Source organism: Streptomyces sp. NPDC048106 (assembly GCF_040706415.1).
Classification (GTDB): Bacteria; Actinomycetota; Actinomycetes; order Streptomycetales; family Streptomycetaceae; genus Streptomyces.
On the sequence record NZ_JBEZND010000021.1, the window covers coordinates 121,372 to 141,884 of the forward strand.

At 70.2% G+C, this 20,513-nt stretch carries 18 protein-coding genes, 1 tRNA gene and 1 pseudogene; 9 read left to right on the forward strand and 11 right to left on the reverse strand.

Annotation, left to right across the window (positions count from 1 at the left end; genetic code table 11):
- Nucleotides 1–68: 68 nt before the first annotated feature.
- From AB0927_RS22110 to AB0927_RS22125, 4 genes are all read right to left on the reverse strand, one after another.
- Nucleotides 69–1,763: a mobilization protein gene (locus AB0927_RS22110; protein WP_366669383.1), complete on the reverse strand. Its 1,695-nt coding sequence runs from the start codon at nt 1,761–1,763 to the stop codon at nt 69–71.
- A complete protein-coding gene (gene mobC, locus AB0927_RS22115) occupies nt 1,760–2,263 on the reverse strand; it encodes a plasmid mobilization relaxosome protein MobC (RefSeq protein WP_366669384.1) in 504 nt (167 codons plus the stop codon). Before mobC ends, AB0927_RS22110 begins: the two co-directional genes overlap by 4 nt.
- Before the next feature lie 295 nt (nt 2,264–2,558).
- The gene (locus AB0927_RS22120; protein WP_366669385.1) at nt 2,559–3,386 is read right to left on the reverse strand and encodes a DUF2637 domain-containing protein; all 828 of its coding nucleotides are present in this window, start codon (nt 3,384–3,386) and stop codon (nt 2,559–2,561) included.
- Nucleotides 3,387–3,718: 332 nt separating this feature from the next.
- Nucleotides 3,719–4,996: a DUF3631 domain-containing protein gene (locus tag AB0927_RS22125; RefSeq protein WP_366669402.1), complete on the reverse strand. Its 1,278-nt coding sequence runs from the start codon at nt 4,994–4,996 to the stop codon at nt 3,719–3,721.
- A 290-nt stretch (nt 4,997–5,286) separates the two neighbouring features.
- Here AB0927_RS22125 and AB0927_RS22130 point away from each other — a divergent pair, with 290 nt between their 5' ends.
- The 3 genes and pseudogenes from AB0927_RS22130 (at nt 5,287) to AB0927_RS22140 (ending at nt 7,847) form a co-directional block, all read left to right on the forward strand.
- Entirely contained in the window at nt 5,287–5,802 is a 516-nt protein-coding gene (locus tag AB0927_RS22130; RefSeq protein WP_366669403.1) for a helix-turn-helix transcriptional regulator, read from the forward strand.
- Between the two features lie 143 nt (nt 5,803–5,945).
- Nucleotides 5,946–6,309, forward strand: a pseudogene (locus tag AB0927_RS22135) (helix-turn-helix domain-containing protein).
- Between the two features lie 32 nt (nt 6,310–6,341).
- Nucleotides 6,342–7,847 (forward strand): LacI family DNA-binding transcriptional regulator, encoded by a 1,506-nt coding sequence (locus AB0927_RS22140; RefSeq protein ID WP_366669386.1) that lies wholly within the window; start codon nt 6,342–6,344, stop codon nt 7,845–7,847.
- A 412-nt stretch (nt 7,848–8,259) separates the two neighbouring features.
- Here AB0927_RS22140 and AB0927_RS22145 read toward each other — a convergent pair whose 3' ends face one another.
- The 4 genes from AB0927_RS22145 to AB0927_RS22160 form a co-directional block, all read right to left on the reverse strand.
- Nucleotides 8,260–9,276: a hypothetical protein gene (locus tag AB0927_RS22145; RefSeq protein WP_366669387.1), complete on the reverse strand. Its 1,017-nt coding sequence runs from the start codon at nt 9,274–9,276 to the stop codon at nt 8,260–8,262.
- A gap of 501 nt (nt 9,277–9,777) precedes the next feature.
- Nucleotides 9,778–9,851 (reverse strand) — tRNA-Pro (locus tag AB0927_RS22150).
- A 67-nt stretch (nt 9,852–9,918) separates the two neighbouring features.
- Nucleotides 9,919–10,647 carry a Pr6Pr family membrane protein gene (locus AB0927_RS22155; protein WP_366669388.1) on the reverse strand — a complete coding sequence of 243 codons (729 nt, stop codon included), beginning with the start codon at nt 10,645–10,647 and terminating at the stop codon, nt 9,919–9,921.
- A 77-nt stretch (nt 10,648–10,724) separates the two neighbouring features.
- Nucleotides 10,725–11,651, reverse strand: a complete 927-nt coding sequence (locus AB0927_RS22160) for a metallophosphoesterase (protein WP_366669389.1) — start codon at nt 11,649–11,651, stop codon at nt 10,725–10,727.
- 94 nt (nt 11,652–11,745) lie between these two features.
- Here AB0927_RS22160 and AB0927_RS22165 point away from each other — a divergent pair, with 94 nt between their 5' ends.
- Entirely contained in the window at nt 11,746–12,213 is a 468-nt protein-coding gene (locus AB0927_RS22165) for a GatB/YqeY domain-containing protein (RefSeq protein WP_366669390.1), read from the forward strand.
- Nucleotides 12,214–12,300: 87 nt separating this feature from the next.
- Here the strand turns inward: AB0927_RS22165 and AB0927_RS22170 are convergent, their stop codons facing one another.
- Nucleotides 12,301–14,586, reverse strand: a complete 2,286-nt coding sequence (locus AB0927_RS22170; protein ID WP_366669391.1) for a transglycosylase domain-containing protein — start codon at nt 14,584–14,586, stop codon at nt 12,301–12,303.
- Nucleotides 14,587–15,079: 493 nt separating this feature from the next.
- On the opposite strand from AB0927_RS22170, the gene wblA reads away from it, so the two are divergent.
- Entirely contained in the window at nt 15,080–15,418 is a 339-nt protein-coding gene (gene wblA, locus AB0927_RS22175) for a transcriptional regulator WblA (protein WP_366669404.1), read from the forward strand.
- Between the two features lie 98 nt (nt 15,419–15,516).
- Here wblA and AB0927_RS22180 read toward each other — a convergent pair whose 3' ends face one another.
- Both AB0927_RS22180 and AB0927_RS22185 read right to left on the reverse strand, forming a co-directional pair.
- Nucleotides 15,517–16,848 carry an ArsA family ATPase gene (locus AB0927_RS22180; RefSeq protein ID WP_366669405.1) on the reverse strand — a complete coding sequence of 444 codons (1,332 nt, stop codon included), beginning with the start codon at nt 16,846–16,848 and terminating at the stop codon, nt 15,517–15,519.
- An 86-nt stretch (nt 16,849–16,934) separates the two neighbouring features.
- Entirely contained in the window at nt 16,935–17,912 is a 978-nt protein-coding gene (locus AB0927_RS22185) for an ArsA-related P-loop ATPase (protein WP_366669393.1), read from the reverse strand.
- A 100-nt stretch (nt 17,913–18,012) separates the two neighbouring features.
- Here AB0927_RS22185 and AB0927_RS22190 point away from each other — a divergent pair, with 100 nt between their 5' ends.
- The 4 genes from AB0927_RS22190 (at nt 18,013) to AB0927_RS22205 (ending at nt 20,423) form a co-directional block, all read left to right on the forward strand.
- Nucleotides 18,013–18,171 (forward strand): DUF4177 domain-containing protein, encoded by a 159-nt coding sequence (locus tag AB0927_RS22190; protein WP_018547934.1) that lies wholly within the window; start codon nt 18,013–18,015, stop codon nt 18,169–18,171.
- On the forward strand, nt 18,168–18,632 hold the full coding sequence (locus tag AB0927_RS22195) for a RidA family protein (protein ID WP_366669394.1): 465 nt from the start codon (nt 18,168–18,170) through the stop codon (nt 18,630–18,632). Before AB0927_RS22190 ends, AB0927_RS22195 begins: the two co-directional genes overlap by 4 nt.
- Nucleotides 18,633–18,702: 70 nt before the next feature.
- Complete coding sequence (locus tag AB0927_RS22200; RefSeq protein ID WP_366669395.1) at nt 18,703–19,596, forward strand: NUDIX hydrolase; 894 nt, start codon at nt 18,703–18,705, stop codon at nt 19,594–19,596.
- A complete protein-coding gene (locus AB0927_RS22205) occupies nt 19,593–20,423 on the forward strand; it encodes an MBL fold metallo-hydrolase (protein ID WP_366669396.1) in 831 nt (276 codons plus the stop codon). The genes AB0927_RS22200 and AB0927_RS22205 overlap by 4 nt, the downstream gene beginning before the upstream one ends.
- Nucleotides 20,424–20,513 lie beyond the last annotated feature (90 nt).

A 20,513-nucleotide genomic window follows, 5' to 3' on the forward strand; every position in this document is an offset into this window, starting at 1 on the left:
GTACCCGGCGCCGCACGCGGAGTCGAGCCGCGTGGCGCCGATTCCACGTGCGGCTCGCGGTGGGTGTGTCAGCGTCGCCGCGCCTGGGGCGGCTGTGGTTGAGCGGCCGGAGCAGCCGGTGGTGACTGCACCAGCGTGCTCGAACGCCGTGCCGCACTCTGCGCCTGTGCCGCACGTGCGCGGGCGCTGGGCGCCGACCTCGTACTGAGGCGTTCGACGCGCCACGTCAGCACCCGCGCGGGCCGGCGGGCATCATCGAGCGCACGCTGGTCGGCGGCCTGTTGCAGGAGCTGCTTCGGGTCGTGCCCGGCCTTCTCTGCGTCCGCGAGCACGGCAGCGAGTGCGTCGAAGGCCGGATCCTCCAACACCTGTTCCGCGTGATCGGGCACTGTCTGCCGGATGAGGAGGATGTGCCGCTCCACTACCTGCGCGGGTGGCCTGCGCTGGGCGAGCACGGTCAGTGGCGCGATGGCAGTTTGTTCGTAGGCGGCCTGGAGGTGGACCAGGGCCTGGTGGGCTGCCGCCACCTGTTGGTCGTGGTGGCGGAGCTGGTGCCAGCGGACGGCGGCGATGACGGCGAGGATCGCGGCGTCGAGGAACATCGCCAGCAGGGCGCCGTCCTTGGGGGTGGGCTCGCGGACCATGGCTCGCACGGCGCCGTGCAGGACGCGGGCGTGCCGGTGCTCGGCCTGGATGCGGGAGCGAGTGGCGCGCTCGAACGCCTCAGCTGCCTGACGAAGTTGGGGCTGAATTGCCTGGGGTGCGCGAAGGGGTAGGGCGTCGAGGGCTTCACCGAAGGCGGCAAGGTGGGCTTGGGCCGCTGTGTCCTCACCGTGCTCAAGGCGATGGGGGATGCGCTCCGCGGCGGCGGTGGCCTGGTGCCACGGGTTGGTCTTGCGCGGGCCTTGTTGCGGTTCGGTGGCGTCGAGGCGCTTGCGGATCTTGGGAAAGGACAGGTCGGGAGAGAGCTCGGAGCCTGAGTACCAGACCGGCTCCTGCACAGCGTTGACGTCGCCTTCGAGGGCGACGGTGTAGCCGCGTACGTCTCCGGACGGGAAGTGCTTGACGTCCACGAGGATGCCGTTGGTGTGCTCCAGCAGGTAGGTGAACTCCTCGGTGCTGGTGGCGGCGGCCACGGCGGTACGCACCGTGGCGCGCAGGCATTCGCGGGCGGTGCGGGCCTGGCCAGCGCGCTTGGCCTTTTCCTGCTCGGCGCGCGTGGGCCGTTTGGCAGCGGTGCGGTCCCCACGCGCGACCTGGTGCAGGCCGTACTCCTTCTCGATGACGGCGAGTTCGCGGTCGGCAGTGAGGTAGTCGTTCCAGTGGCGGGCGGTACGCAGATCGGCTCGGACCTTGGTCGCGGCGATGTGGATGTGGTCCGGCGCATGCCGTACGGCGACCCATCGGCAGCCGTCCGGATCACCGGTGGGGGCGATGCCGGTGGCGGCGACGACGCGGCGGGCGATGTCGGCCCATTCCTCGTCGCCGAGGTGCCGGTCTGTCTTGGCGGCGCGGATCGAGCAGTGCCACACATGCTGTTTCGGTGCGCGGCCGAGGCGCTCGGCCTGCTTGACGTGCAGGTCGAGGTCGGCGACGAGGAGCTTCTTGGTGGCGTCGAAGCCGTCGGCACGGCCGGGGTCGGGGGCGAAGCCGTCCCAGGAGGCGACCAGGTGGGGGTCGGTGTGGTCCTTGGCCTTCTTGGTGTCGTACAGGTAGCGGATCAGACCGGCGGTGCTCTTTCCGCTGCTGATCTTCGCGATCACCGGGCCGCCTTGTGGCTGACGACTTGGTTGGCGGCTGCCGCGATGTGGCGCACGGCCGTACCGACAGCGTCCAGGGTGCGGTCGGTCTGGGCCAGCAGGGTGCTGTCCCCAGGGTGTGGATGGCCGCCGGAGTGGAGCTTCTTGGCGATCTGGTTGACGTTGTCGCCAATCCTGGCGACCTGCCAGCGCAGGGCGTTGAGTTCGTCGATGTAGTCGTCCAGCTCGGTGCGCTGGCCGGGCACGGTGAGGTCACCGTGCACGTGGGCCAGGGCGACGACGGCGACGTAGTGGGCGCCGCTGACGTTCAGTGACTCGGCCTTGGCGAGGATGGCTGCCTTCTCCTCGCTGCTGTAGCGGGCGTCGACACGCCCTTCGCGTCGGCCGTTGGGATCGGGCTTGCGGCGGCGGGCGACGCGGTGCAGGGCGGCTGCTTCGGCGGCGCGCGGCAGCGGTACAGCAGCAGCGGGGGCAGCGCCGGCGGGCTGTTCCTCTGCGGGCACCCCCTGGTGCCCGTCTGCCTCCGCTACCCCCGGGGCGGAGTCTTCCCCGTGGGGCCGGCCTGTGGACGGTCCAGCGGGATACCTTGCTGACGCGGTCGTGGGTGCTGTGGTCGTGGTCATCTCGCGGTGTGTGGTGGGCAGTTCGTGCTGTGGTGCGGGCATGGCGACCTACTCGGTGGGGTGTTGATGGGGAGTGCGGTGATGTCGGATCGACTTGCCGCCGAAGGAAGACTCGTCCCCTCGCTGACGTGCGCGGGGACGAGAGACGCGGGATGCGGTTGGCAGCGGCCGGTGGTCAGGAGGCGATCGTCGTGGGCGCGGTCTCGCCCGGTTTGGCTGCTGCGGCTTCGTCGAGTTCGGCTTGGAGCGCGTCCTTGACGCGTTCCGCCTCGTCTTTGCCGATCGTGCGGCCGGTGCTGCGGACCACGTCCTCGATGTGGCGGCGCGAGGCTTTGCCTCCGCGCCCGCGTGGCGCACGGCGGGCGAGGGCGAGCAGCTCGGGATCGATGGCGTCCATGTCCGCTTCGGCGTCCGCGACGGAGGTGGCACTGGCCTCCGCCACATCGGCAGCCTCTTTCGCCACGTCTGCCGAGCTGCCCGCCACCTTGAGGCGCGTGGGCTGGTGGACGTCCAAGGTGGCATCGCCGGTGACTGGGGTAGCGTTCCTGGACGGTGCCGCCACGGCAGCCTGGGAGGTCGCCGGATCAGAGGCCCTCATGGCGGGGCTGGCCGCCACGGGGCTGTGGTGCAGCACCTTGGCCACGAGGTCCGATCCGAAGTAGATGGATCCGACCGGGAGCGAGGTCGCCAGCAGCACCAGCGCGTAATTCCCCGGGGCCCAATCGGCCAGTCGGCCCCACCGGGCCGACTCGGTGTGCAGGGCCGGTATGAGGCCGTGAACGTAGTTCAGCAGGAGGCTCGCGAGTGTGTAGGTCGCCAGGACCCGCAGTGCGAATTTCCGGTCGGAGCCGGTCAGTACGAGCGTGGCGACCAGAGCGAGGGCCATCAGTCCGTCGACCACGATCGGGTAGAGCAAGGCGGCGGTCACATCGGCGCCGATGGCGCGGGCCACGTCGGACAGTGCGTTCCACGAGACCCGGAAGGCCATGAGGACGACGGCCACCAGGCCGAGGACAAGGGTGGCGCGGGCGCGTGTCCGGAGGGCAGTTCCAAGATCGGCGGCGGGGCGCTGCCGATGAGGCTTGGTACGGCGGATCAGGGTGGTGATGCGGGCAAACAAGCGGAGTACTCCATTTGGGCTTGATGACGATGGTCTCGGCGCGGGGGAGGGCATGGTGCTGTGACCGTCGTGGGGTGCTGGGACTCGTACCACTCGTCGCGTGCCTGGTCAGCACAGGTACGAGTGGCGTGGTGATGTCGAGACGACTCGTTGCGGGCTACTCACTCGTCCCCGCGCTGACCTGCGCGGGGACGAGTGATGCGAGTGGAGTCGAGTCAGGCTGCGGTGCCGGACAGGAGCCCGTCGGCTGACGAGGCGGGCGTGTTCGCCGCCTTGGGCTCGGGGCAGTAGCGGGCCCAGGTGTCGAGGAATTGGTTGCGCGCGAACCCCTTGGCCTGGGCGCCGTCGGGGAAGCGGCGGTTGGCCGAGCTGATGCCGTACGGCTTGAGCAGCAGCTGCAGGCCGCGCGGGGTCAGGCCGTTGGCGCCGTACTCCGCCCACGGTGCTTCCTTGTCCGCGTTGAGCGCCTCCAGCAGGTGCTTCGTGCTCAGCACGGCCGGGTCACCGACGGCGGCGAAGGCGCGGCGGATGCCGACCAGGAGACGGGTGCGCAGACCGCCCTCCTCGTCCTGGCCGGCCTCGTAGTCGGTCATGGCGCGGCACGCGGTACGGGCCAGCGCGGGCCAGTTGCCCCCGGCGAGGTCGGCGATGACGACCAGCGGTTCCCAGGTGTCTGCCGCGCGGTCCTCGACCGGCATGGGCGGCTCCATCTCCATGGCCAGCTCGTACAGCGGCTGCAGCCAGGCGTGGAGGCGGTCGCGGATCGCGTGCAGGGCGGGGGTGTCCCGGCCGGTACGGAAGGACGCTACCTTCTCGCCCCCTGTGCGGCGGCGCATTCGGATGACCACTGCCCGGTCCATGATCGTGCCGGGTAGGTCACCGATCCCGGCGAGTGCGGCCATGGCGAAGGTGGGGAACTCCTGCACCTGGTGCTCGGGCCCGGACACTCGCAGGGTCGGTCGGCCACGCTGGTGCCCGGCGTTGATCAGGCCGCGGACCTCCTCGTTCTTCTCCGCGGCCCTGGGGCTGCTGAAGAGGGTGTCGGCCTCGTCGACCAGGAGGGTGGGCGGGTCATCCCCGTCGATCGACCGGAAGATCGCCGCCGCACTGGCGTTGACCGTGATCAGACGGTTGTGCACCGTCTCGGTCACCACATCGAGCAGCCTGGACTTTCCGCACCGCTTCTCCGGAGCGACGATCGCCAGGCGCGGTGCGTGCTGCCACGCACGCTGCAGATGCGTCGCCGCGATCCACAAGGCCACCGCCGTGACGGTTTCCTCGCTGGGCATCGCCACGTAGCGCTTGATCTGCGCCCGCAGATCAGCCAGGATCTGCGCCCCCTCGGTCAGCGGCGGCGAGGAGATGGCGTCGTCGCGGTCCTCCTCCGCCGGAGGCACGGCGGAGTCAGCCGGTTGGCCGGGCACGGCAACTGGAGGCCACGACGTGCTGGAGCCGTCAGGAAGGGATGGCGTATTCGGCTGGGCATCGGTCATACTGGGCATCAGCTCCTCTGCTTGCGGGCCATATGGGACGGCAATCCCGGTCTCCGCAGGTCGATCGCTAGGGATGGCGGTTGAGAGGTTTGCGCTTGAGCCCCCGGCATCGCCGGGGGCTTCTTTCGTGTGGGCGCGCGGTCGTGCGGACTCCTGAGGTCGGTGGGGTGGGATGCCACCATCATGCCACATGAATTGCAGATCGCAGAAGTGCTTTGCGTCTCGCAGTAAGGATGCTACTGTTGAGGCTGCAAACCGCAGTGCATCGCTACGAACCGAAGGAGGTGGCGGTGGCGGAGGAAGAACCGTCCGAGGGTGTCCTGCTCAGCGGCGAGGCGAACGTCGCAACCCGCATCAGGGTGGAGCGCGAGGCGCGCGGCTGGAGCACCAATGCCCTGTCCGACCGGCTCAACGAGGCCGGCTTCGACATGAACCCGTCCGCGGTCTGGCGGATCGAAAACGGCAAGCGCCGCATCAACCTCGACGACGCCATCGGCTTCGCCGAGGTCTTCGGCATCGACCTGCGCAACCTCGTCGGGCCGCCTCAGCTGGCGGCCAAGGCCCGCGCCATGGAGCTCATCGACGAGGTCGTGGACGCTTTCCGTGCGACGCAGAGAGCCAACATGGCCTTCACCGAAGCGCGCGACGCTCTCGACGGCTACCTCGCCGAGCACCCTGACATCCGCGAAGAGGCCGACCTCATGGTCCAATCCGCGATCGCGGAGGAGGCCAACAAGACCATGTTGAAGATGCACGGTCCTCCGCTCGGCGAACACGGCGACACCAGCCCCGCCGCCGACGCATAGCCGCCAGTTCCCACTCCCGTCCTGGGCCCGCAGACCCCCAGCACGGGCATATCTCACCCACATCCCTAGCGATCGACCGGCGGGTCGGCGTTGCCGCGCCCTATACCCGCCAGAAGAGGACTCACCCCTTGCGTCAACCCGCGATAACCCCTGCCTCCGAACCGACTTCGGCCGCCGAGACCGGTCTCCCGAGCCTCTACGCCCCCGAGGAAGTCGCCGCCGTCCTCGGCTGCTCCGCCTGGTGGGTCAAGGACCGCGCCCGCCGTCGGCTCATTCCGTTCACCCGCGTCGGGCGTGCCTATCGCTTCTCGGACGAGCACCTCGCGGAGATCATCCGCATGCACGAAGAGCGCCCAGCCGTGAATGCGCAGCGCCCTGGCGTCGCTGCTGCGCCTACGCGCAAGCCTCCCGCTCGGCTACCAGCCTGACGCAGCTGTGCCTGCCGTCCGGCTCCAGGCCCGGCCGCCGCGCCGGATGGTCAAGTCCCAGTACGGAACCGCTGCTTAACGCACCCCACACGACAGAAGGGAGGGAAATCCGTGGGGTACGCGGAGAAACGCAGCGGCTACTGGCGTGGCCGTTACAAGATCGATGATGGCAAGTACGGCACCGTCGCCGATTCCACGGGCGCCGTGGTCAAGTTCGCCACCAAGCGCGAGGCCAAGCAGGCCGCAGACGCCGAAGAGGTGACGGTTCGCCGTGGCCAGTGGCGCGATCCGGGCCTCGGTCAGGAAACGTTCGGCGCGTACGCGAGCCGCTGGTACGCCGCCCAGGACCTGGCCGCCTCGACGATGCAGAACTACAAGCGCCACATCGAGGAGCACCTGCTCCCCGACTTCGAGGACAAGGCGCTCGCGGGCATCCTGCGTACGGACGTCGACGCCTGGGAGAAGAAGGAACGGGCCGCGTACGCGGCCTCCAGCGTCAAGACGTGGCGCGCGACGCTCCACCTGATCTTCGAGGACGCGATCGACGAGGGCCTGCTCACGTCGAACCCGGCGGCCAGGCGGCGCGGACGGGGCAAGCGCGCCGGCCGCTCCCGCGACCGTGGCCCGGAGAAGGTCGTCACCGACGCGCTCGGCATCCTGCTCGCTGCCGAGCGGGCGGCTCTGCTCTCCGGCCGCGACGACGAGTTCGTCGCCACGGTCCTCAAGAGCTACACCGGCATGCGGTGGGGTGAAATCGTCGGACTGGAAACAGAGTTCGTCCGGCCTGGCGCGTTCCGCGTCGAGTGGCAGCTGTACGAGCTGGACACCGGCGAGCTCGTGCGCTGCCTGCCCAAGGACGACAGCTACCGCGACATCGACTTGACGGACTGGCTGTCCGCTCTGGTCTTCAACCACATCGCCCGTACAAAACCGACTCCCTGCCCCTGCCACGGCAGGACGTACGTCTTCCGAGGCCAGGGAACGGCGCGTACAGGCGGACACCAGGGCGCCAAGCTCGTCGACGTCGCACGCCGCGCCGGAGTCTCCACCGGCACGGTCTCGAACGTCCTCAACCACCCCGGCCGTGTTCGCGAGGACACCCGCATTCGCGTCGAACTCGCCATCGCGGAGCTCGGGTTCGTACGCGGAGGCACCACGTCCGAGCCCGCGGCCCACTGGCGTCGAAACGGCTTCGCCACCTGGCTGTTCACCCCGGCGGTCTCCGGCTGGTACCCGAGGAAGGCGCCACAGGAGGCCCGCCCGGTGCCGATCCTCGGCGAGCCGTGGCCTGGTGTCCCGGCCCGAGGCCGAGGTGCGGCCGCTCGGGCGGACGCCTGCTGGCTTCCGATCGCCAAGGGCCTCACGCCGCACGGCCTCCGCCACACCCACCGGACGATGATGGAGGACCTCGGCACCGAGAAGGTCCTCATGGACGAACGCATGGGCCACATCGACGGCTCGGTCTCGGCCCGCTACGCCCACGTCACACCTGGCATGCGCCGACGCCTCATGCGCGGGCTGACCGAGCAGTGGGAAGCAGCGCTCGACGCTCGCCGAGCGATGTCCTCGCGATCTCCCGTAGCGGTGCTGGATCGTCTGCTCGTCGCACGGGTCTGAGCTTGACGGGTCCCCAGGGTACGAGCCCCGGGGGCCCGTCAGGAGATGGCGGGTAGAGTGCTGGGCCACAGACGGCGTGCCAGAGAGTCTGCTGCCGTGCTCATTCGTATGAACGCGGCTCCCGAGGGGGTGCGCTTGGACGTGACCGAAGGATCAAGAATCCGCTGTCGGCACGGTGCCGAACTCCGTAGTTTCCGCTTCCTGTTCCTGATGAACGCGTTCTCGACGCTTTCTGGCCGCACGTCGGCGCTCTGTCACCTGCCACCGATGGCGCCGGTGTTCAAGGACTGCCTTCCACAACTCCAGACGATGGCGGGAGTCCCTCGGGAACGTGAAGCGGAGAACTCCAAGGACGACAGCGGTCACCAGCATGGCTGCGGACTCAGGGTGGTCGGTAAGGAATGGCACGGACTCAGCCCTTCTCGTCCGACAGCTCAAGCGAGGCGGTGCCCAGTGTCACGCGAAAGGTGCCGCCGTGGCGGGTCAACCTGGCGCCCTTGATCCCGACTTCCCGGTGGGTCAGAGCAATAGCCAGGTCATGGGGCTCTGGAAATCCATTCCAGCGGAGGACCCACGAATCCCCAGAGCCCCAGAGTCGGCGCGCGGCGCCGTCCATCCTCACATCAGGTTCCCTCCTGTGCTCGGAGCCGGGCCGCTCCAGAGGGTCCCAGGACAGACTGGTCGCCCAACGTCCTCGCCGGTCAACCAGGTTGTAGCGCGGGACGAGACCAGCCAGCAGGGCCGTGGCGTCGTGCGACATCGGGGGGACCGCAGCCAGTGCGCGGCGCTCGTGCTCGGTGACTTTGTGGTCGATCGTGGGGTAGCGGTGTCGGGGAACGAAGCTGCGCTTGCTGCCACGTCGGCATGCGTCTGGGTCACCGGTGATCGTCAGCATTGCACCAGTGGGCAGATGACGCAGGCACAAAGACTGCTGCCCGTGGCACGTGTAGCTCACTTCGTGTCGTAGCCCCGGAATGCCACGTGAGCCATCGACCTCGACAGGCAACAGCCGCGTGGCCACGTTCTCAGGGGCACGTTCCGCCACCATCACCAACTGGTCGCGGCGGGGCGACATCACGGGGTCGTACGCGGCGACTACCGCGTAGTTCCACCTGGCCGTCGGCCCCGTGTACACGTTGCCGTTGAAGAGCGCGAGCGCCAGCAGTGCCCTGAAGGCACGCTGGTCGTCCGAGCAGTGGTCCAGGCCCAACCCATGGGTGTCGTGGTCGATCGCGGATTGGGCGGCGGCGTCACTCTCCCCGGTGTATTGGATACGGAGCGGGATCCGCTCCTGGGGCGCCATGGTGTGGACGGGGAGTGCGCCGAACTGAGATGCGGCGGACAACCATGCCTGCTGGAAGGGGATGGCATCCCCGGACTCACGCCGGATCCAGTGGGCGAGTTTGGCGATGTTCTTGTCGAGTGCCATGTCCGGCTCCTGATGGGCGCGTGCCAGCGCTCCCGCTCACTGCGCCCCATAGGAGGAACGAACATTTCTGCATCACGCGTGCCCGGTGGCACTTTGCGCCCTCAACCCCGGGTGACTTGCGGGAGGAACCCAGGTCCGACGTAACAGCGAGCGTGGTCGCCTGGTGAGAGCATAGCGCCGGACGGTGTGTGTACGACAGATTTACGCCCCCGGGCAACCTGGGCATGACGGCACCCGCTTGTGTGCCTCGCCTGGGCACGTCCACTGATGCGATCGGCCGCTCGGAGCTGCGTCCGGAACGCCCTCTGTGGTCCGATCTGACGACTGGTCGTTCGCGAACGCGCAGGTGTCGGTCAGCGCGGCCGAGACGTGCGCTCGGCGAGCATCTTCTCGGAGACCCCGATCAAGATCTTCTCCCAGGTTTCTCCCAAACGATCACCGGAGACGCAGGAGGGGCCTGACCCGCACTGCGGATCAGGCCCCTGACCTGGTACTACGGCGTCGGGGTGGCGGGATTTGAACCCACGACCTCTTCGTCCCGAACGAAGCGCGCTGCCAAGCTGCGCTACACCCCGGTGTCGCTGCTTGTCGCGGCGACGTCGTTTACTTTAGCCCACTGGGGGCCCGGAAACGAAATCCGGTTCAGAAGCGGCGGCGGACCGGGGTCGGGCGGATGTGGTCCAGGGCCACGAGGAGGACGGCCAGGGCGTAGGTCGCCAGGCCCAGCAGGAGGGCGTTGGCCAGGGTGGCGCGGTAGCCGTCGGCGGAGGGGTTCAGGAAGGGGTAGAGGTAGGGGGCGCCGCGGGTGAGGTAGAAGGCCAGGTAGGCCAGGGGGTACAGGAGCCAGGTCGTGGCCTGGCGCAGGTGCAGGCGGGCCGCGGGGGTCAGGCACAGCCAGTCCAGCAGGGCCGCCGCGGGGGCGACCGTGTGGAGGAGCTGGAGGGTGATCCAGCGGGTGCGCCAGCGCTCCGGCGGTGTCGGGGACGCCGTCATGGAGAACCCGGTCCTGGCCAGGAGCAGGTGGTAGGTCAGCGCGGACACCAGGGCGTAGAGGAGGACCGCGCCCGTCAGCCACGAGGGCAGGGCGTGCCGGGCGCGCCAGGCACGCGAGGCCGACACGAGCATCGTCAGGGCCAGGAGGGCGCTCGCCTGCACGCCGAAGTAGCTCAGCGCGTGCGCCGGGGTGCTCCACAGGGCCGCCAGGGTCACGCCCGCCGCCGCGGTCAGTGCCGTCAGCAGGCGGAACACCGCCGTCCGGGGGCGGTGGGAGGGGGCCACCACCGCCCTGGCCGGCACCGGGGAACGCGGCAGCAGGGGGGACGCCGGGACCGCGGGCAGGTCCGGGATCTCCCTGGGTATCGGGGCCGTCATGCCCTCACGCTAGGAACGGGGCAGCGCGAGGGCCATCCGGACTGGTCCAGGTGGGTGACCCCCCCCCGAGGGCCAGGTCAGGCCCGCGGTACCAGCGTCAGCAGCGTCGCCTCCGGGGGGCACGCGAAGCGGACCGGGGTGTAGCGGTTGGTGCCGCAGCCCGCCGAGACGTGGAGGTAGGAGGTACGGCCCTCCGCGGTGTGGGTGGAGAGGCCCTTCACCCGGTCCGTGTCCAGGTCGCAGTTGGTGACCAGCGCGCCGTAGAAGGGGATGCACAGCTGGCCGCCGTGCGTGTGGCCGGCCAGGATCAACGGGTAGTCGTCCGCCGTGAAGGCGTCCAGGACGCGCAGGTAGGGGGCGTGGACCACGCCGAGCGAGAAGTCGTACGACTCCGTCGGGCCGCCGGCCACCTTCGCGTAGCGGTCGCGCTTGATGTGGGGGTCGTCCAGGCCGGTCAGCTCGATCGACACGCCCTCGATCTTCAGGGCGCCCCGGGTGTTGGTGAGGTTCACCCAGCCCGCCTCGTCGAAGCCGTCCCGCAGGTCCTCCCACGGGTTGTGGATCGCGCCGACCGCCGGCGCGTTGCCGTTCAGGCCGTGGCGGCCGTTCGTCTTCTCCATCAAGTAGCGGGCGGGGTTGCGGAGTTTGGGGCCGTAGTAGTCGTTGGAGCCGAAGACGTACGCACCCGGGAACTCCATCAGCGGGCCCAGCGCGTCCAGCACCTCCGGCACGCCCTCCGGGTCCGACAGGTTGTCACCCGTGTTGATCACGAAGTCCGGGCGCAGACCCGCCAGCGAGCGCAGCCAGCGCTGCTTCTTGCGCTGGCCGCTGACCATGTGGATGTCGGAGACCTGGAGCACGCGCAGCGGATGCATGCCCGGTGGCAGGACGGGGACGGTCACCCGTCGCAGGCGGAAGGAGCGGGCCTCGAAGCCCACCGCGTACACCAGACCGGCGGCGCCTGCCGCCATGATTCCCAGGGGAACTCCGTATCGCGCGCGCATATGACCATCGTGTCAGACCACCGGGGGACGGTGAGACCGCCCGCCCCCTAAATCAGCGGGCGTTCGCCCCGCCACACCTGAGACAATCGACGACATGACCACCACGCTCAAGTCGAAGCTGCAGGACGACCTCAACGCCGCGATCAAGGAGCGCAACGAGCTCCGCTCCTCGACGCTCCGGCTGACGCTCTCGGCGATCACCAATGAGGAGGTCGCGGGCAAGGCGAAGCGGGAGCTGTCCGACGACGAGGTCCTCAAGGTGATCACCCGTGAGGCGAAGAAGCGCCGCGAGGCGGCCGAGGCCTTCGCGAAGGGCGGCCGTGCCGAGTCGGCCGAGCGGGAGAAGGCGGAGGGCGAGGTGCTCGCCGAGTACCTGCCCAAGCAGCTTTCCGACGAGGAGCTGGACGCGATCGTCGCCGAGGCCGTCGCGGAGGCCAGGGCGGCCGGTGCCGAGGGACCGAAGGCCATGGGCGCCGTCATGAAGGTCGTGAACCCCAAGGTGGCCGGCCGGGCCGAGGGCGGCCGCGTCGCCGCCGCGGTGAAGAAGCTCCTCCAGGGCTGAGCCCTCACGACGGTGGGGCCGCACCCCTGGAGAAGGGTGCGGCCCCACCGCCGTATGTGAACGCCTCGCGGCTCCGGACGAAAGGCCCTAGCGGCGGCCGCCGGTACCGCCGCCCGCCCGGCCGTTCAGGCCGCCGTTCGTCTGGCCCTGGATGATGTTGGCGGGCGGCGTCGGCACCGTGCCGCCGGTTAGGCCGCCGAGCAGGCCGCCGATCAGCTGTCCGTTGCCGCCGTTGGTGCCGCCGTTCGCGGCGCCGTGCCGACCGCCGTTGCCCCGCCCCTGGTCGTCCCCGGAGCCCTTGTCGTCCGGGATGTCGACCAGGTTGAAGTCCTCCGCCGGCTTGCCCTCCAGGGCGCCGGTCATCATGTCGCGCCAGATCGGGCCGGGGACCTCGCCGCCGTAGACCTTGTCGTGCGGGATGCCGCCGATGGTGATGTTGACCATGTGGCGCCGGTGCTGCGGGTCGCCGACCCAGACCGCGCCCGCCATGTTCGGCGTGTAGCCGACGAACCAGGCCGCGTAGCGCTCGTCCGTCGTACCGGTCTTGCCCGCGCTCGGGCGGTCGCCGAGGCCGGCCTCCTGGCCGGTGCCGTCCTCGACCACGCCCTTGAGCAGCGTGCTCACGGTGTCCGCGGTCTTCTCGGCCATCGCGCGCGAGCAGGTCGAGCGCGGCACCGGCAGGGACTTCACCTGGCTGCCGGTCGTCTGGGTGACCGACTCGATGGCGACCGGGGTGCAGTACATGCCGCGCGAGGCGAAGGTGGCGTAGGCGCTCGCCATCGTCAGCGGGGACATCTCCTGGGTGCCGAGCGCGATCGAGGGCGCCTGGTCGATCTGGCGGCCGTCGGCGCGCGCCACGCCCATCTTCTTCGCCATGTCGATCACCGGGCAGATGCCGATGTCGCTGATCAGCTGCACGTAGTAGGTGTTGACCGACTTGGCGGTCGCCTCCTTCATGCCGTACGGGCCGTGCTCCGACTCGTTCTCGTTGGTCAGCGTGGCGGGCTTGGCCGGGTCGTTGCGCCAGGTCTTGCCGTCACAGGCGGCCACCGGGCTGGGGTACGGCATCTCGTACGGCGACGAGTACTCCTGCGTCGGGGGCTTGCCGCCCTCGATCGCGGCCGCCGCCACGATCGGCTTGAACGTCGAACCGGGCTGGTAGCCCGCGCCGCCGCCCATGCCCTGGTTCACCGACAGGTTGATCTGCGTCTCGTCCTTGCCGAAGCCGTACGGCCGGGACTGGCCCATGGCGAGGATCTTGCCGGTGCCGGGCTCGACGATGGTCGCGGCCGTCGCCACCGGGTCGGACTTGTAGACGTGGTTCTTGATGGAGTTCTGCACGGACTGCTGGGACTGCGGGTCGAGCGTCGTACGGATCGTCAGACCGCCCTGGTTCCACAGCTTCGCGCGCGCCTCCTTGGTCTTGCCGAAGACCGGGTCGGTGAGGAAGACCTCGCGCACGTAGTCGCAGAAGAAGCCGGCGCCCTGGACCGCGGTGATGCAGCCGTTCTTGGGCTGGCTGGGGTTCAGGCCGAGCGGCTGCCGCTTGGCCTGGGCGGCCTCCTGCGGGGAGATGTCGCCCACTTCCGCCATGCGCTGGAGCACGGTGTTGCGCCGCTTGGTGGCCTCCGCCTCGTCGTTGACCGGGTCGTAGCGGCTGGGCGACTGCACGATGCCGGCCAGCAGGGCGGACTCCTGGAGGTTCAGGTCCTTGGCGTGCTTGGAGAAGTACCGCTCGGAGGCGGCCTCCACGCCGTAGGCCTGCTCGCCGAAGAAGGTGATGTTCAGGTAGTTCTCGAGGATCTTCTTCTTGCCGAGCTGTTCCTCGATCTGGATCGCGTACTTCAGCTCGCGGACCTTGCGGCCCATGGTCTGCTGGGTGGCCTCGGCGACCTTCGTCGGGTCGTCGCCCGCCTCCTCGATGAAGTAGTTCTTCACCAGCTGCTGGGTGAGCGTGGAGGCGCCCTGCGCCACCCCGCCCTCCTGCGCGTTCTTGTTCAGGGCGCGCAGCACGCCCTTGAGGTCGATCGCGCCGTGCTGGTAGAAGCGCGAGTCCTCGATCGCGACGATCGCCTTCTGCATGTACGGCGAGATGTCCTTGAGGTCGACCACCGTACGGTCGCGGGAGTACACGCTCGCGATCTGCTGGCCCTTGGCGTCCAGGATCGTGGTGCGCTGACTGAGCTGGGGACTCTTCAGGTTGGCCGGGATCTCGTCGAAGCTCTTGACCGAGCCCTTGGCCGCGAGGCCCAGCGCGCCGGCCGCGGGCAGCGCGATGCCCGCCATCACGGCTCCCGCGAGCACACTGACACCGAGGAACTTCGCGGCCTGCTGCAACGGCGACAGACCACCGCCCGAGCGCTTCTTTGGCATGGGGGCAGCCTAATCCGTACTCCTGAGCGTTTTGCGGGAGCGGCCTGCCTTCGGGATGTTCCGGTGCCGACGCGCCCCGGCCGGACCGCCTGACCTGCCTACGTTTCCATTTCCCGGACAGGCGCGCAGCCCTTGGCCTAAGCTGCCCCCAACTGTCACAGCGGTGCGGTCACGTACCACTCCGTCCGGCGTCCCGAAGCGTTGCGAACCCCCCGTGTCACGCGTTGGGACGTGTCCGATTGCGCCGCGTGTGTCACCTGATGCCCGTTGTGGCGCACCGTAGCTGTCCCGGTTTGCCGGAACAGTCGCGTATGTCGCCAGCTCACTCCCGCGGGTGATCTGCCGCTTACCCATAGTCCGTTCGGGCCATTCAAGATTGGGCCCGACGGGGGTGTTGCGCTGTCCCCACCTTCCGTAACGTCCTCAACTGGCGGCGGTGAATATGCCGCTGCCGCCGTGGGGGAGCCTCGATTCGGGAGAGGACGGCGCCGGTATGGGCTGGGTAACCGACTGGAGTGCGCAGGCTGCCTGCCGCACTACCGATCCGGATGAACTGTTCGTTCAAGGAGCAGCGCAGAACAGAGCCAAGGCGGTGTGCACCGGATGTCCGGTACGCACCGAGTGCCTGGCGGACGCGCTGGACAATCGCGTCGAGTTCGGCGTGTGGGGAGGCATGACCGAGCGGGAGCGCCGCGCACTGCTGCGCCGGCGGCCCACGGTGACCTCCTGGCGCAGACTGCTGGAGACCGCTCGCTCGGAGTACGAGCGCGGCACTGGGTTCGTGCGCCTCGACAGCGACGAGGTGTACGAGAACTACGCGGCCGTGAGCTGAGGTCCGCACGAGCCAGTGCGCCTCGGGTTCGGCAAAGAGCCCAGGGCGGCCGCGACCACGGCCGTGTCCGCCAGGACGGTGCGTGCCCGTGGCGACGGCTACGACGGTTCCACGTGCTCCGTGGGCGTGCCCGCCGCGAGCCGGTCGCCGATGTCGCGCAGGCCCGTGAGGTCGTGTACGTCGCCGGGCAGGGCGGGTACGTCGACCACCGCCACCTCGGGGTGACGGGCGGTGAAGCGGTCGCGCGTGCGCTGCTCGCGCGCCAGCAGATGCATGCGTTCGGCGTGCAGCCTCAGCAGGCCCGCGGTGAGCCGGTCGGCGGAACGTTCCTCGTCGGCGGGGGAGCCTTCGTCGGAAGTGCCGGCACCGGCTGCGGCCTCGGGTGTGGGAGGCCGTGAACTGCCGTACGTGTCGGGAGAGTTACGAAGTCCATTTTTCCCGCCCCCCTGATCCACAATGCGGGGGTCCGCAAGATTTTCCGCGGCGTCGAGCGCCCGCTCGGCCGACAGCCGGGCCGCGCCGCTGCCGTGCACCCGGTTGAGCACCAGACCCACCAGCGGCATGCGCTCCGCGGCCAGTCGCTCCACGAAGTACGCGGCCTCGCGCAGCGCGTCCCGCTCGGGGGCCGCCACCACCAGGAACGCGGTGCCCGGCGCCTGGAGCAGCTTGTACGTGGCGTCCGCGCGGGTGCGGAAGCCGCCGAAGGTGGTGTCCATCGCGGCCACGAACGTCTGGACGTCCTTGAGGAGTTGGCCGCCGAGGAGCTTGCCCAGGGTGCCGGTCATCATCGACATCCCGACGTTCAGGAACGCCATGCCCGCGCGGCCGCCCAGCTTGGCGGGGGCGGTGAGCAGGCGGATCAGCCGGCCGTCCAGGAAGGAGCCGAGCCGCTTGGGGGCGTCCAGGAAGTCCAGGGCCGAGCGGGAGGGCGGGGTGTCGACCACGATCAGGTCCCACTCGTCCCGCGCCCGCAGCTGGCCCAGCTTCTCCATCGCCATGTACTCCTGCGTGCCCGCGAAGCCCGCCGAGAGCGACTGGTAGAAGGGGTTCGCCAGGATCACGGCAGCCCGCTCGGGGTCCGCGTGCGCCTCCACGACCTCGTCGAAGGTGCGCTTCATGTCGAGCATCATGGCGTGCAGCTCGCCGTCGCCGTCCGTGCCCTTGACCCGGCGCGGCACGTTGTCGAGGGAGTCGATGCCCATCGACTGGGCCAGCCTTCTGGCGGGGTCGATGGTGAGCACGACCACCTTGCGGCCCCGCTCGGCCGCGCGCAGGCCCAGGGCGGCCGCGGTGGTCGTCTTGCCGACGCCACCGGAGCCGCAGCACACCACGATGCGGGTCTCCGGGTCGTCCAGCAGCGTGTCGACGTCGAGCACGCGGGGGGAGGCCAGCCGCCGGGCCGCCGCCTCACGGCCCTCGGTCTCGCCCAGGTCACCCGTCCCGCCCAGGTCACCCGGCCCGCCCACGTCCTCGGGTGCCACGGCGCCCCCTTCGGCCTCGCCCCGGTCCTCGGCTGTCATGACACCTCCTGCTCGCGCAGCTCGGCGGCCAGTTCGTACAGGCCCGCCAGGTCCATTCCCTCGGCGAGCAGCGGCAGTTCGTGCAGGGGCAGGCCCAGCTCGCCGAGGACGCCGCGCTGCTCCTGCTCCAGCGCGTGGCGCTCGGCGTACTCCGCGGCCTGGGCCAGCAGCGGGTCCACCAGCCTCTCCGCGTTCCCGCCGCGCCGCGCCCCGCCGAGGCCGGCGGCCGACAGGGACCGTGCGACGGAGGAACGCTCCACCGTGCGTACGAGTTCCAGGTCGGCGGCGTCCAACACCTCGGGCCGCACCATGTTCACGATGACCCGGCCCACCGGCAGCCGCGCCGCCCGCAGTTCCGCGATGCCGTCGGCGGTCTCCTGGACGGGCATCTCCTCCAGCAGCGCCACCAGGTGCACCGCCGTCTCCGGGGACTTCAGGACGCGCATCACGGCCTGCGCCTGGTTGTGTATCGGGCCGATCTTCGCCAGGCCCGCCACCTCGTCGTTGACATTGAGGAAGCGGGTGATGCGGCCGGTCGGGGGCGCGTCCATGATCACGTAGTCGTAGACGAACCGGCCGCCGCGGTCCTTGCGGCGCACCGCCTCGCACGCCTTGCCGGTGAGCAGGACGTCCCGGATGCCGGGCGCGACGGTGGTGGCGAAGTCGACGGCGCCGAGCTTCTTCAGGGCTCTGCCCGCGCCGCCCAGTTTGTAGAACATCTGGAGGTAGTCCAGAAGGGCCAGTTCGGCGTCTATGGCCAGGGCGTACACCTCCCCGCCCCCGGGAGCGACGGCGATCTTCCGCTCCTCGTACGGCAACGCCTCCGTCTCGAAGAGCTGTGCGATGCCCTGCCGGCCCTCGACCTCCACGAGAAGCGTCCGCTTCCCCTCGGTCGCGAGGGCCAGCGCGAGTGCGGCGGCGACCGTCGTCTTTCCGGTCCCGCCCTTGCCGCTGACGACCTGGAGCCTGCTCACGTCTTCGAGACTAACCAGTCCGGCCGACCGTCACGCGGGAGGCTGTGGATAACGGGGAGACGACGGGGGAGTGATCGGTCACAGCGGATACAGTCGGCCCATGACCAAGTGGGAATACTCAACCGTGCCGCTGCTCGTCCACGCCACGAAGCAGATTCTGGACAACTGGGGCGAGGACGGCTGGGAGCTCGTCCAGGTCGTCCCCGGGCCGAACCCGGAGCAGCTGGTCGCCTACCTGAAGCGGGAGAAGCAGGCATGAGCGCGGTCGAGGAGAAGCTGGCCGCGCTGGGCCTGAGCCTGCCGGAGGTCGTGCCGCCGCTGGCCGCCTACCAGCCGGCCGTGCAGTCCGGCGCGTACGTCTACACCGCGGGCCAGCTGCCGATGGTCGAGGGCAAGCTGCCCGTCACCGGCAAGGTGGGCGCCGAGGTCACGGCCGAGGAGGCCAAGGACCTGGCCCGTACCTGCGCGCTGAACGCGCTGGCGGCCGTGAAGTCCGTCGCCGGCGACCTGGACCGGATCGCGCGCGTGGTCAAGGTCACCGGGTTCGTCGCCTCCGCGGCCGACTTCACCGGCCAGCCCGGTGTGATCAACGGCGCCAGCGAGCTGCTCGCCGAGGTCCTCGGCGACAAGGGCGTGCACGCCCGCAGCGCGGTCGGCGTCGCGGTGCTCCCGATGGACGCGCCGGTCGAGGTCGAGGTCCAGGTCGAGCTGGCCCAGTAGCCCGCCCGCACCGCCCCCTGCACCTCCGGCACCTCTCGAACATTCGCCCTACACGGGATAGCCTCCGCCCATGGCGAACGGTCAGTGGTACCCCCCGGAGTGGCCGGACCGCATCCGCGCGCTCGCGGACGGCACCCTCACCCCGGTGTCCCCCAAGCGCGCGGCGACGGTGCTCCTGCTGAAGGACACCGAGGCCGGACCGGTCATCCACATGCTGCGCAGACGCGCCTCCATGGCCTTCGCCGGAGGCGCGTACGCGTACCCCGGGGGCGGGGTCGACCCGCGTGACGACGACACCCGGATCCGCTGGGCGGGCCCCACGCGCGCGTCCTGGGCGCAGCGGCTCGGGGTGGACGAGGCGGGCGCCCAGGCGATCGTCTGCGCGGCGGTCCGGGAGACGTACGAGGAGGCGGGCGTCCTGCTCGCCGGGCCCGATCCGGAAACGGTCGTCGACGACACCACGGGCGACGACTGGGAGGCGGACCGCGCCGCCCTGGTCGCGCGCGAGCAGTCCTTCGCCGAGTTCCTGCACCGGCGCGGCCTGGTGCTGCGCTCCGACCTGCTGGGCGCCTGGGCGCGCTGGATCACCCCGGAGTTCGAGTCGCGCCGCTACGACACCTGGTTCTTCGCGGCCGCCCTCCCCAAGGGGCAGCGCACCCGGAACGCCTCCACGGAGGCCGACCGCACGGTGTGGATCCGCCCGGCCGAGGCCGCCGCCGGGTACGACCGGGGTGAGCTGCTGATGATGCCGCCCACCATCGCCGCGCTGCGCGAGATGCTGCCGTACGGCACCGCCGCCGAGGCCCTCACGGCCGCCGCCGCGCGCGACCTGACGCCCATCCAGGCGACCGCCCGGCTCCAGGACGGCGAGATCGCGCTGTCCTGGCCGGGGCACGAGGAGTTCACCAAGCACGTTCCGACGCGGTCACAGCCCGCCGACGCGACCGGTGGGGGCCGCGCATGACCGACGCAAGCGCGCTGCCGGGCCAGCCCAGGGGGGCCGTCCGCTCCGGCCCCGCCACCACGCGGGCCGTCAACGTCCTCGCGCCCAACGCCTCCGCGATGACCCTGGACGGCACCAACACCTGGATCGTGGCCGAGCCGGACTCCGACCTGGCCGTGGTGATCGACCCGGGCCCGTTGGACGACGGCCATCTGCGCGCCGTCGTGGACACGGCGGAGAAGGCCGGCAAGCGAATAGCCCTGACCCTGCTCACCCACGGCCACGAGGACCACGCCGAGGGCGCGGGCCGCTTCGCCGAGCTGACCGGCACCCGGGTACGGGCGCTCGATCCGGCGCTCCGCCTCGGCGACGAGGGTCTGGGCGCGGGCGACGTGATCACCACCGGCGGTCTGGAGCTGAGGGTCGTACCGACCCCCGGGCACACCTCGGACTCGCTGTCCTTCCACCTCCCGGCCGACCGGGCGGTGCTGACCGGCGACACCGTCCTCGGCCGCGGTACGACGATGGTGGCGCATCCCGACGGCCGGCTCGGCGACTACCTGGACTCCCTGCGCCGGCTGCGCTCCCTCACGGTGGACGACGGCGTGCACACCGTCCTGCCGGGCCACGGTCCGGTCCTGGAGGACGCCCAGGGCGCCGTGGAGTTCTACCTCGCCCACCGCGCCCACCGGCTCGCCCAGGTGGAGACCGCCGTCGAGAACGGCCACCGCACCCCGGCCGAGGTCGTCGCCCACGTCTACGCCGACGTCGACCGCTCCCTGTGGCCGGCGGCGGAACTCTCGGTACGGGCCCAGCTGGAGTACCTCGGCGAGCACGGCCTGATCTAGGTGTATTGACCCGTGAGGTTGGGGACGCGGCTGGCGGGTGGTTGGCCTTTCAGCGCGGTGTGTCCGCGGTGGTGATTGTAGGTGTGCAGC